The sequence below is a fragment of the Daejeonella sp. H1SJ63 genome, from assembly GCF_029360775.1.
Lineage (GTDB): Bacteria > Bacteroidota > Bacteroidia > Sphingobacteriales > Sphingobacteriaceae > Daejeonella.
Window position 1 is genome coordinate 17,723 of sequence record NZ_JARKMZ010000035.1, and the last position, 12,094, is coordinate 29,816.

The window sequence follows — 12,094 nt, forward strand, 5'->3', positions numbered from 1 at the left end:
TAAATAAAAGACTACTAAATCTATATACTTTATATTATATTTGTCCGATGTTAATGCAAAGCCTGTATATGATGAATATGATAACAATGCATAATTGTTGCAGGGGTAGGTCGTAACATTGAAGAAGATTAGATATAAATGATTTATACATAAACCTCTTCAACCATGGTAGAAGAGGTTTTTTTTGTTAAAGTTTAATGAACAGTTTCAGAACAGAATTAGAGGATCCAATCGTCCAGAAGGATATTATTGATCTCGAGAGAAAGATCAGGGAATTTCGTGAAGGTAAAATTCATGATGAAAAATTCCGTAGTCTTCGTTTGGCACGCGGCATTTACGGACAGCGACAGCCTGGTGTGCAGATGATCAGAATAAAGCTTCCTTTTGGGAAGGTTACATTCAGGCAGATACTGAGGATAGCTGATATCTCTGATGAGTATGCAAGCAGTAATCTGCATTTGACTACCCGTCAGGATATACAGATTCATTATGTAAGTCTTGACCGTACCCCTGAGCTTTGGGCTAAGCTTGAGCAGGATGATATCACTCTTCGCGAAGCATGTGGTAATACAGTCAGAAATGTGACTGCCTCGCCAACTTCGGGTATTGATCCGAATGAGCCTTTTGATGTTTCGCCGTATGCACATGCTACCTTTAAGTATTTTCTGAGAAACCCGATCTGTCAGGAAATGGGCAGAAAGTTTAAGATTGCATTCTCCTCAAGTGATGCTGATACGGCATTCAGCTATATACATGATCTTGGATTTATTCCAAAGCAGATCATTAAGCAGGGTAAAGAATACCGTGGATTTAAGGTATTGTTTGGTGGCGGTCTCGGAGCCCAGCCTTCCATTGCCCACATGGTTAATGAGTTTCTGCCTGAGGATGAACTCATACCTTTTATTGAGTCGACATTAAGGGTATTTGATCGTTATGGCGAGCGAAATAACAGAAATAAGGCAAGAATGAAGTTTTTGGTGGCCAAGTTAGGCTTGGAGGAGGTCCTCAGACTGATAGAAGAGGAAAAGCTTGCCAATAAATCCAAAATATATACAATTGATCGTGGTGCAGTTGATCTGCCTCAGATTCCTGAACCACAACTATTGCCTGAAGCGATAATTTCAGACCAGTTCATGTATCAAAGATGGTTGGATACCAATGTTTTTGAACAGAAGCAGGAGGGTTTTTACGGAGTTTATATTAAGGTTACTACCGGCGATATTCCTACTTCAAAGGCAAGAAAATTTATTGCGGCAATCAGCGGACTTGTAGCTGATGAGATTCGTGTAACGATCAATCAGGGTTTGCTGCTTAAATATGTAAGGAAAGAAGCACTTCCGGTTTTATTTGAAAGACTTAAGGAATTGGATTTTGTTAAGCCCGGTTTTGACAGCGTAGCTGATGTGACCACTTGTCCGGGAACAGATACCTGTAACCTTGGAATTTCAAACAGTACAGAGCTTGCCCGTGTTCTGGAAGATCTGATTGCAGATGAGTATGATGAACTGATCGAAAATCAGGATATAAAAATTAAGATCAGCGGCTGTATGAACAGTTGTGGTCAGCATGGACTTGCACAGATTGGCTTTCACGGAAGTTCATTGAAGGCTGCAGGAAAGGTTGTTCCGGCGGCACAGGTTTTACTCGGAGGGGGTACACTTGGTGATGGTGCAGGTAGAGCAGCAGATAAAGTGATTAAGGTTCCAAGTAAAAGAACAAAAGATGTGGTACGATTTATTCTTGATGATTTCAGTGAAAGGAAGATCGGGGACGAACTCTTTAATGATTTTTATGATCGGTTAGGGAAAGATCATTTTTATCAGTTGCTGAAACCGCTCGCCGATCTGAGTACCTTAAGCCCTGAAGAGTTTGTAGACTGGGGGCATGAAGAGACCTTTGAAACGGCTATCGGTGTTGGAGAATGTGCAGGTGTAATGATAGACCTTGTCTCAACTTTATTGCTTGAGGCCGAAGAAAAGCTGCAATGGGCTGTAGATTCATTTGAAAGCAAGGCGTATGCTGATTCAATTTATCATTCATACAGTGTATTCATCAGCAGCGCAAAAGCCATGCTGCTTGATAAAGGAATTAACAGCAGCACTCAGGTTGGAATTATTCGTGATTTCGATGAGCAATTTTCAGGAAATATTGTGCCTGCAGAGTTTGCAAGTTTCAATGAACTGATACTTCAGATCAATAAAAATGAACCATCGGCAGAGTTTGCCGGGAAATATCTGGAGTCAACAGTTGATTTTATTAAAAGGATTAAAGAATATAAGGAGTCAGTGCAATTATGATACTCAATCAGATAAAAAAGGAAATTAAAGAACCAAGGATTACTTTGGTAGGAGCAGGTCCGGGTGATGCGGAGCTGATCAGTCTGAAAGGCGTTAGGATACTAAAATCAGCTGATGTAGTATTATATGATGCTTTGGTGAACAGTGAATTACTTGATTTTGCACCCGAGAATGCTATTAAAGTGTACGTTGGAAAACGTTCAGGTGATCATTCTTATTCGCAGGCTGCTGTAAATAAGCTGATGATTGATTATGCACTCAATTTTGGGCATGTTGTTCGTTTAAAAGGTGGCGATCCCTTTGTGTTTGGCCGTGGTTTTGAAGAACTTGAAATGGCGGCATCATACAGTATTCCGGCAGAGGTTGTGCCCGGAATTTCGAGCAGTATTTCTGTACCTGCACTGCAGGGAATACCGGTCACACATCGTGGGGCGAGTGAAAGTTTTTGGGTAATAACCGGTACAACAAGCTCCGGAACAATTTCAAAAGATCTCTATACAGCGGCTAAAACCGATGCTACTATTGTGGTATTGATGGGTATCAAAAAGCTGAAAGAAATCGCTGAGATTTTTGTTGCCGAAGGGAAAAGCCGTTTGCCGGTAGCAGTGATACAGAATGGTTCAATGGAAAACGAAAAGGTGGCTGTAGCTACTGCAGGTACAATTTTCGAGGCAGCCCAGGATAAAAAAATAGATTCTCCGGCATTAATAATATTCGGTGAAGTTGTGGGTCTGCATTCTTTGTTTCAGCCGATTAAAGCATTTTATGAGCTCTCAGAGCAGGAATGATATTGAATCTGAATCAGGAAATCAATTATTTCCGGTATTCCTTAAGCTGAATCAGCTTAGGGTTTTACTGGTTGGAGCCGGCAATATTGGCTATGAAAAAATCAGGGCCTTGCTGAGTAACAGTCCTGAAGCATCTATAGATATCGTTGCAGAGACTTATTTGCCGGAGCTTCTTGATTATGTGTCATTATTTCCAAAGGTTAAGCTTCATTTTAAAAGGTTTGAAAAAAGTGATTTGTCAGGGCATGATTTAGTGATCATTGCAACAGGGAATAATGAACTGAATGTAGCCATCAGAGAGTCGGCCAGAGAACTGAATCTTCTGATAAATGTTGCCGATAAACCTGATTTGTGCGATTTCTATCTCGGTTCTGTTGTTAAAAAGGGCAACCTGAAGATTGGTATTTCTACCAATGGGAAATCGCCTACGATTGCAAAAAGATTAAAAGAGCTTTTTCAGGAAAGCCTGCCTGATGAACTGGATCAAACTCTGGATCAGATGAATAAGTTAAGAAATAATCTGAAGGGTGATTTTGCTCATAAAGTAAATGAGCTTAACAAAGTAACTTCGGTTTTGATTAGTGAAACAGCAGCGAAAAATAAAGCCAAAAGCAAATGGTATCTGATGCTTGCACTGTTATTTGCAGGCCTTATTTTATCTGGCTTAGTACTATGGTAATTTCTTTGTCGAAAAAATCTGCATTTTAAATCAGTAATGAACATCTGTTATAATTTATTTAATTAAGTATTTTTGCCGAAACCCATCTTAAAAATGAAACAACAATCCAAGCTTATCCGGACTCAGGCAAACAGATCTTATAACAGAGAGCATTCAGTGCCTTTATATTTAACATCGAGTTTTGTGTTTGATGATGCAGAACATGGCAGGGCTATGTTTGCTGATGAAATTGAAGGCAATATATATTCACGATATTCCAACCCAAATACCACTGAATTCATAGAAAAAATCCGTGAGTTTGAAGGTGCAGAAGCTGGTTTGGCCTTTTCATCGGGAATGGCGGCAGTTTTTGCATCCATTGCAGGACTATTGCGCAGCGGAGATCATATTGTGGCATTCCGCTCTATTTTTGGTTCCACACATCAGCTGTTTACTCAATTACTTCCGCGCTGGGGTATCACCACAACTTATGTGGATGCATCCAGACCTGAAGATTTTGAAGCGGCATTACGCCCTGAAACGAAAATGGTATTTCTGGAGACCCCTTCAAACCCGGGTTTGGAGCTGGTTGATCTGGAATGGCTTGGTAAGCTTAAGCAGAAGCACAATTTTATACTTAATGTGGATAATTGCTTTGCAACCCCATATCTGCAAAATCCAATCAAGTTTGGGGCCGATCTGGTAAGCCATTCAGCTACAAAATATATGGATGGACAGGGAAGGGTTCTGGGAGGTGTGGTTGTAGGCCGTCAGGATCTGATGAAAGAACTGATGTTTTTTATCCGTCATACAGGTCCGGCGATGTCGGCATTCAATGCCTGGACAATTTCAAAGAGTCTGGAAACACTCGGTGTAAGAATGGACCGTCATTGCAGTAATGCTTTGAAAGTAGCCGAAACGCTTGAACAGCATGCCGAAGTAGAGGTGGTTCGCTATCCTCATCTGCCTTCGCATCCTCAGTATGAATTGGCTAAGCGTCAGATGAAACAGGGTGGAGGTATTGTAACCTTTATTGTTAAAGGTGGTTTTGATCGTGCCAAAAGATTCATGGATGAATTGAAGATGATCAAATTGTCGCCAAATCTTGGAGATACCAGATCGATTGTTACTCATCCGGCATCAACCACACATTCTAAATTAAGTGATGCAGAACGTGCCCAAATAGGAATTTATCCGGGTAGCATAAGAGTTTCGGTAGGTATTGAAGATATTGAAGATATCCTTGCAGATATCACAGGTGCATTAGATAATTCTAAATAAATGAACAGATCAGAGGAAATACTAAAGGAGATTAAGGGATTTGGAATAGAGCAAAGCCTTGAATATTTTGCTTCACAGTTTCCTGAACAAGTTGTATTCTCAACCAGTTTCGGATGGGAAGATCAGGTAATTTCTCATATGATCTTTTCAAATAAACTCCCGATCAAGGTCTTTACCCTTGAAACGGGAAGATTGTTTCCTGAAACTTACTATGTCTGGAATCGCACCCTCGAAAAATATGCTACTCATATTCATGCTTTTTATCCGGATACGGAGGCAGTAGAGAAAATGGTTAGTACTAAAGGTCCGAGCAGCTTTTATGATTCAGTTGAAAATCGTAAGGAATGCTGTGGGATAAGAAAGGTAGAGCCTTTGAAAAGGGCTCTTGCCGGAAATTCATTATGGATTACCGGGATCCGTGCCGAACAATCTATGAACAGAGAGCATATGCTTTCTGTAGAATGGGATGAAGCTAATCAGATTCATAAGTTTCACCCTATTTTCGACTGGACACTCGATCAGGTAAAGGAATATATTAAAGAACACAATATCCCTTATAATCCTCTGCATGATAAAGGTTTCCCAAGCATTGGATGTGCTCCATGTACCAGAGCGGTTAAGGAAGGAGAGGATTTCAGGGCAGGCCGTTGGTGGTGGGAGGATCAGAGTAAGAAAGAATGTGGATTGCACTCTTCCTGATACAATAGAATTTATCGCAGATGATGCGCTATTTATATATAATTTATGACTAAACAAGACACTACTTATTTAGACCAGCTGGAGGCCGAAGCAATTTATATATTGCGTGAGGTTGCCGGCCAGTTTGAAAAGCCCGCATTATTATTTTCGGGTGGAAAAGACTCTATTACCCTGGTTCGGCTTGCCGAAAAGGCATTCAGACCGGGAAAATTTCCATTCCCGCTGGTTCATATTGATACCGGACATAATTTCCCGGAAACAATCCAGTTCAGGGATGATATGATTGAGAGAATTGGAGAAAAACTAATCATTGGCCATGTTCAGGATTCAATTGATCAGGGAAAAGTGATTGAACAGACAGGTAAAAATGCCAGCAGAAATGCTTTACAGACGGTTACTTTGCTGGATACAATTGCAGAGAATAAGTTTGACGCCTGTATCGGTGGTGCACGCAGAGACGAGGAAAAAGCACGCGCCAAGGAAAGAATTTTTTCTGTACGTGATGAATTTGGTCAGTGGGACCCTAAGCGTCAGCGCCCGGAACTTTGGAATATTTACAATGGAAGAATTCATAAGGGAGAGAATGTAAGGGTATTTCCGATCAGTAACTGGACTGAGCTTGATGTTTGGAATTATATCCGAAGGGAAAATATTGATCTGCCTTCAATCTATTTTGCACATGAACGCGATGTGATTACCCGTAATGGTCAGCTAATGGCTGCAGCAGATTGTTTGAATATGGATGCAGATGATATCATTGAACGCAGGAATGTTCGTTTCAGAACAGTTGGTGATATGACCTGTACTGCTGCCGTTGAATCGGATGCTGATCAGATCGATGATATCATTGAAGAAATAAGAATGTCAAAAATTAGTGAACGCGGAGCCAGAATGGATGATAAAGTATCTGAGGCTGCCATGGAAGACCGTAAGAAGGGGGGATATTTTTAATATGGATTTACTTAAATTTTTTACCGCCGGAAGTGTTGACGACGGAAAGAGTACATTGATTGGAAGATTGCTGTATGACAGCGAATCTATATTGGCTGATCAGCTGGAGGCTTTACAACAGTCGAACAGAAAAAATGATGATGGTACCATCGATCTTGCGATTTTAACTGACGGACTTAAAGCTGAACGTGAGCAGGGAATCACTATTGATGTTGCATACAAATATTTCCAGACAGACAAAAGAAAGTTTATCATTGCAGATACTCCGGGGCATATTCAGTATACCAGAAACATGGTTACCGGTGCTTCTAACTCGGATCTTGCAATTATTCTTGTTGATGCCCGTAATGGTGTGGTTGAGCAAACCATTCGTCATTCGTTCCTTGTATCATTACTAGAATTGAAGCATGTGGTGGTATGTATCAATAAAATGGATATGGTTGATTACAGCGAATCTGTTTTTAATACCATCAAGGATGCATATTCTGATATTGCTGCCAAATTAAAAATCAAAGAAGTAACCTATATTCCTGTCAGTGCGCTGAAAGGGGATAATATTGTTAATAAATCAGAGCGTATGCCATGGTTTAGCGGTAAAAGTCTGCTCGACCATCTGGAAACAATCGAAGTTAATGAAGCTGAACTTTCAGCTCAGGCACGTATGCCTGTTCAATGGGTTATCAGGCCTCAGACAGATGAACTGCATGATTATCGCGGCTATGCCGGTCGTGTATTGAGCGGTTCTTTTAAGGTTGGCGAGAAGATTACTGTGCTGCCTTCGGGTATTCATTCTGAAATCAGCAGGATTGAAACTTCCCTGAAAGATCAGAATGAAGTTCATAGCGGAATGTCTGTGACATTACATCTGAAAGATAATATAGATATCAGTCGTGGTGATATTGTTGTGAACTCATCAAATGAACCAATGGTTTCTCAGCAAATTGAAGCAGATCTCTGCTGGATGGATACCAGAGCTCTTGATCCATCCATAATGTACCTTGTTCAGCACAACAGCAAGCTAAGTAAGTGTAAAGTACAGGAGATTCTTCATAAAGTAAATATTAATACCCTTGAGAAAATCGATGCTGATGCATTTCAATTGAATGACATTGGCCGTATTATTCTAAAGACTGCTGAACCTCTGGCATTTGATCCTTATCAGGACAATAAGCTGAACGGTGGGGCAATTCTGATTGATCCGCGTACAAACCTTACTGTTGGTGCTCTGATGTTCAGGGCTAATGCCGGATAAATACTCCTGATTATTTTCAGGCAAAGCACCTGCTCATCTATTGAGGAGGTGCTTTGTGTTTATATGAGCATTTTATTGCAGGGAGCTAATGCCTGAATAAGGCAATATTCACTAACTTTGCATAAATATTTCAAACCGTGAAAGTAGAATTAAAAAGAGTGAATGATGCGGTTCATTTCGAGGCATCATCACCGTCATCAACAGTAAAAGTACATATCGATGGTTCAGCTGAAATTGGCGGACAAGGATTAGGTGTTCGTCCGATGGAAATGGTGCTGATGGCGCTGGGTTCCTGCAGTTCACTCGATCTGGTGTCAATTCTAAAAAAGCAAAAACAGGAGATTAAGGATTTTTCAGTCACAGTTGAGGCTGAGCGCAGAGAGCAGGTTCCAAGTGTTTTTACGAAGATTCATATGAATTTTAAGCTTACAGGAGAAATCGATACTGCCAAAGCAGATCGTGCTGCTGAGCTTGCAGTTAAAAAATATTGCTCTGTACATGATATGCTGGTTGCCGGAGGAGTAGAAATCAATTACTCTCTGGAAATAAATCAATAATAAGATTTGCGTATCTATCTGATTTAACCTTTCCATTTTGTTCAGAATATAAGCTATTCCAGCCAGCCGGGGGTACTCTTTAGAATCCCCGGCTGGTTTATGCATTTCCCATTTCGTTGAATTGCATCTCTGTTATTTTCCTCCCTCATCGGGACTTTAATTACCTCTGATTGCATGTGATTAACAAATGACTTTTCAATTACATGTTTAAACATCTATTTGTTTTACCTTTGTATCATCAAATCAAAATCAAACAAATGGAATCAGCAGTAAAAACTAAATGGGTTATAGATCCCTTACACTCAGAAGTTCACTTTAAAGTAAAACACCTTGTAATTTCAACAGTTACCGGAACTTTCAAATCATTTGACGGAAGTCTGGAAACAGAAGATGCCGATTTTCAGAATGCATCTATTGAATTTACCCTTGATGTAAACAGTATTGATACTAATCAGGAACAGCGTGATGTACACCTTAAATCAGCAGATTTCTTTGATGCAGAGCAGTTTCCAAAAATTTCATTCAAATCTGCATCCTTCACTAAGGATGGTGATGATTATGAATTAAGCGGAGATCTTACGGTAAAGAATGTAACTAAACCGGTTAAATTGAATGTTGAATACGGCGGTACTGCTACTGACTTCTACGGAAATGAAAAAGCAGGTTTCGAAGTTTCCGGAAAGATCAGTCGTAAAGAATTCGGACTTACCTGGGACGGTATTACCGAAGCGGGTGCGATTGTTGTTGGTGATGATATCAAACTGAACATTAATATTCAGTTAGCAAAGGAAGCATAATAACCAATTATATAGTGAAAGCCATTCTGAAAAGGATGGCTTTTTTTATGCCCTTTAATTAATATCTGAGCCTGAACTAAAGAGGGGAGCTATCTTAAATTCTTCATTCCATATCACTTAACCTGATCTGCCGGATCCGGATTGGAGCATTGCTGAATATAAAATAGAGATCAACAATGCCTGTCGCTTCACTTAAAATTGTTTTTATCCGGGCCTGTTCATTAGCTTCTACAGTAAATGTGCCAAGTAATTTCCCTTCGGGGGATCCGGAGCGGACTTCTATTTTAGCCTGAGGAGGAATTGGAGTTCTGCCCCGCAATGCAATAATCTCAATTTGCTTTACTGAGGTAAGATCTACATTATTGAATTTTAAGAAGCTACCTGTGGCCGAAGTGGTGGCTATTGTTTTATCACCATTAAAATTTACATCTTTCACCTGCTCGGCATCAGCAACAGAAAGCTGTGGACTGCGCAAAACAAGCACTTTTTCAGTCATCTGTCCTGCAATTCCGTTTGCGCTCCGATCGGTATAAGCAGCGCGTATGATAAAACTTCCGTCAGTATTTTCGCCTTCAGGAACAACAGTGGTAAAGCTGCCCTGTGCAGGCAGAGTTTTTGCACTACGGGGAGGATAAGCCATACTTAAAATATAACTGGTGATGGTCTTTGCATCATTTTCAGTCATTGTAGGATGTGCGGGCATCATAGTATGACCCCAAACCCCTGATCCGCCGTTAATGATCTTTTTTATCAGGTTTGAAGGCGCCATAACATCGCCTTTATATTTTTTTGCGATCTCTACGAATGCGGGACCTAATGATTTGGTTTCCTTAGCATGACAGATATTACAATCGCTTTTATTGATCATTGCCATAGCGCCAGCAAACTGGGCCGTAACATCAGTGCTGATTTGTTTTTGCGCTACATCCGTTAAATTGAATCCTTCAGAGAGGTAGTTTGCACTTACAGATACCTGTGAAGGCGATATCTTTTTATTCAGCAGGCTGCCATCTTCGGCATCGTTAACACTTACTGCATATTTAATGGACTTTCCCGGGAAAAAGAAACTTTTATTGCCGCTTAATACCGCCAGATTTACTTTAGGGGGTTCGTTTCCGGCCTTAATTTCCAGAGACTTAGAATTTTTAGCTCCGGTCTGATCTGTTACGGTAAGTGTGGCCTTGTATGTGCCGGGGCTAATTAAAGTTAGGGCAGGAGTAGATTGATTAAACGTTTTATAGGCTGCGCCGTTCCTTGTGACTTTCCATTCATATTTTAATTGGTCCCCCTCGTCAAAATCGCGCGTACCTTCAGAAGATAAGGTAACTTTCAAAGGAGTAGCCCCCGCAGTTTTACTTGCTGAAGCCTGAACCTGCGGTTTCCTGTTGCCTCCGTTATACTCGATCCGTATGAGCTCTGCTTCCGGATTATTCTTAAAATATCCGTTACCATATTCAATCGCATAGAGATCCCCTTCAGGTCCAAATTTCATATCCAGAGCACCGTTCAACTTAATGTCCGGAAGAAAGCGTTCCATAGATTTATACTCTCCATTCTCATCTAATTCTATCACATTTATCCAGCCGCGTGCGAAATCAGTAATAAACCATTTCCCTTCATAGTAAGCAGGGTAGGGTCGCTTTGCATCTTTAAAATCCCCAAGCCTGTATATCGGGCCTCCAACGGCACTGTTACTTCCGCTTCCTAAAAGCGGAAATTCTGTGCTTATGCCTTTTCCATACCAAACCATAGCCGGTATAGCCGCAGGCAGGTTTTTCATTCCAGTATTGTTGGGAGACTCATTCTTTGTATTTGCCGGATCAAAGAATTCGCCGGAAACTTTTGTATCGAAATTATAATCGCGGTAAGCTTTATTGTTTCCTATAAAATAAGGCCAGCCATAATTTCCGGGTTTTTTAGCGATATTAAATTCATCATAAGATTGCGGACCACGCTTTTCCATATCATCTCTTGATCCGTCAGGACCCACCTCACCCCAGTAAAGCCAGCCTGTTTTACTGTCTATGGTAAGTCTCCAGGGGTTTCGGTTGCCCATAGTATAGATCTCGGGGCGTGTTAAAGGAGTTCCCTGAGGGAATAGATTTCCTTTGGGAATGGAGTATGTGCCATCCTGTTCAGGATGTATGCGTAATATCTTTCCCCGAAGATCATTGGTATTAGATGAACCCTTTTGGGAGTCTTCGCCAGATTTACCAGGCCGCTCATCCAGGGGCGTAAATCCGTCTGATGCTCTTGAAAATGTATTATCGCCCGTACTAAGGAATAGGTTCTTGTCTTTATCAAAAAGCATACCTCCGCCTACATGGCAGCATTGTTCACGCTGTACAACAACATCCAACAAAACTTTTTTCGAGTCCATGAGAAGTTCTTTGCCATGCCATACATAACGTTCTAAGACATTTTTCGCTTCAGTTCCTGCCGGTGAATAATAGACATAGATCCAATGATTTTTCTCAAAATCCGGATCCAGGATCACTCCCTGCAATCCATCCTCACCTTCGCTGACCTCGCCTGTTTTACTAACATATTGCGTGCTTACAGGAAATTTTGCTACAAGATTTACCTTACCTGTAACAGGATCATAAACTTCAAGTTTACCATGACGTTGGGCAAAGATGACCCTGCCATCCTTGAGTACCTGAAATTGCATAGGCTCTTCCAGACGCTGAGCTAAAACTACCTTGGTGAACCTGTTGTCTTCTGGCTTTTTATTGGTTTGCGCATGTAAAGCAAGGCTGCACGAGAGAAGTAAAAAAAAAGCAGAAATCGATTTTAAAAGCATAATGATAATAT

General features: G+C 40.8%; 10 protein-coding genes. 9 read left to right on the top strand and 1 reads right to left on the bottom strand.

Annotated elements, in window-relative coordinates; genetic code table 11:
• The first annotated feature begins 197 nt into the window (after nucleotides 1–197).
• The 9 genes from P2W72_RS12220 (at nucleotide 198) to P2W72_RS12260 (ending at nucleotide 9,280) form a co-directional block, all read left to right on the top strand.
• The gene (locus tag P2W72_RS12220) at nucleotides 198–2,297 is read left to right on the top strand and encodes a HEPN domain-containing protein (RefSeq protein WP_276362879.1); all 2,100 of its coding nucleotides are present in this window, start codon (nucleotides 198–200) and stop codon (nucleotides 2,295–2,297) included.
• Entirely contained in the window at nucleotides 2,294–3,085 is a 792-nt protein-coding gene (gene cobA, locus P2W72_RS12225) for a uroporphyrinogen-III C-methyltransferase (protein ID WP_276362882.1), read from the top strand. Before P2W72_RS12220 ends, cobA begins: the two co-directional genes overlap by 4 nt.
• On the top strand, nucleotides 3,063–3,764 hold the full coding sequence (locus tag P2W72_RS12230) for a bifunctional precorrin-2 dehydrogenase/sirohydrochlorin ferrochelatase (protein WP_276362885.1): 702 nt from the start codon (nucleotides 3,063–3,065) through the stop codon (nucleotides 3,762–3,764). Before cobA ends, P2W72_RS12230 begins: the two co-directional genes overlap by 23 nt.
• Nucleotides 3,765–3,857: 93 nt before the next feature.
• Nucleotides 3,858–5,024 carry an aminotransferase class I/II-fold pyridoxal phosphate-dependent enzyme gene (locus P2W72_RS12235; protein WP_276362888.1) on the top strand — a complete coding sequence of 389 codons (1,167 nt, stop codon included), beginning with the start codon at nucleotides 3,858–3,860 and terminating at the stop codon, nucleotides 5,022–5,024.
• Nucleotides 5,025–5,723, top strand: a complete 699-nt coding sequence (locus P2W72_RS12240) for a phosphoadenylyl-sulfate reductase (RefSeq protein ID WP_276362891.1) — start codon at nucleotides 5,025–5,027, stop codon at nucleotides 5,721–5,723.
• Nucleotides 5,724–5,768: 45 nt separating this feature from the next.
• Entirely contained in the window at nucleotides 5,769–6,674 is a 906-nt protein-coding gene (gene cysD / locus P2W72_RS12245) for a sulfate adenylyltransferase subunit CysD (protein WP_276362894.1), read from the top strand.
• Nucleotide 6,675: 1 nt separating this feature from the next.
• Nucleotides 6,676–7,926 carry a GTP-binding protein gene (locus P2W72_RS12250; RefSeq protein ID WP_276362896.1) on the top strand — a complete coding sequence of 417 codons (1,251 nt, stop codon included), beginning with the start codon at nucleotides 6,676–6,678 and terminating at the stop codon, nucleotides 7,924–7,926.
• A 137-nt stretch (nucleotides 7,927–8,063) separates the two neighbouring features.
• Complete coding sequence (locus P2W72_RS12255; protein WP_276362899.1) at nucleotides 8,064–8,483, top strand: OsmC family protein; 420 nt, start codon at nucleotides 8,064–8,066, stop codon at nucleotides 8,481–8,483.
• A gap of 257 nt (nucleotides 8,484–8,740) precedes the next feature.
• A complete protein-coding gene (locus P2W72_RS12260; protein ID WP_276362902.1) occupies nucleotides 8,741–9,280 on the top strand; it encodes a YceI family protein in 540 nt (179 codons plus the stop codon).
• A gap of 103 nt (nucleotides 9,281–9,383) precedes the next feature.
• Here the strand turns inward: P2W72_RS12260 and P2W72_RS12265 are convergent, their stop codons facing one another.
• Nucleotides 9,384–12,083 carry a PQQ-dependent sugar dehydrogenase gene (locus P2W72_RS12265; RefSeq protein WP_276362905.1) on the bottom strand — a complete coding sequence of 900 codons (2,700 nt, stop codon included), beginning with the start codon at nucleotides 12,081–12,083 and terminating at the stop codon, nucleotides 9,384–9,386.
• Nucleotides 12,084–12,094 lie beyond the last annotated feature (11 nt).

Excerpts from the sequence above, each read along its gene's own strand:
- P2W72_RS12220 (WP_276362879.1), top strand. The coding sequence starts at position 198 with ATGAACAGTTTCAGAACAGAATTAGAGGATCCAATCGTCCAGAAGGAT.
- cobA (WP_276362882.1), top strand. The coding sequence starts at position 2,294 with ATGATACTCAATCAGATAAAAAAGGAAATTAAAGAACCAAGGATTACT.
- P2W72_RS12230 (WP_276362885.1), top strand. The coding sequence starts at position 3,063 with ATGAGCTCTCAGAGCAGGAATGATATTGAATCTGAATCAGGAAATCAA.
- P2W72_RS12235 (WP_276362888.1), top strand. The coding sequence starts at position 3,858 with ATGAAACAACAATCCAAGCTTATCCGGACTCAGGCAAACAGATCTTAT.
- P2W72_RS12240 (WP_276362891.1), top strand. The coding sequence starts at position 5,025 with ATGAACAGATCAGAGGAAATACTAAAGGAGATTAAGGGATTTGGAATA.
- cysD (WP_276362894.1), top strand. The coding sequence starts at position 5,769 with ATGACTAAACAAGACACTACTTATTTAGACCAGCTGGAGGCCGAAGCA.
- P2W72_RS12250 (WP_276362896.1), top strand. The coding sequence starts at position 6,676 with ATGGATTTACTTAAATTTTTTACCGCCGGAAGTGTTGACGACGGAAAG.
- P2W72_RS12260 (WP_276362902.1), top strand. The coding sequence starts at position 8,741 with ATGGAATCAGCAGTAAAAACTAAATGGGTTATAGATCCCTTACACTCA.
- P2W72_RS12265 (WP_276362905.1), bottom strand. The coding sequence starts at position 12,083 with ATGCTTTTAAAATCGATTTCTGCTTTTTTTTTACTTCTCTCGTGCAGC.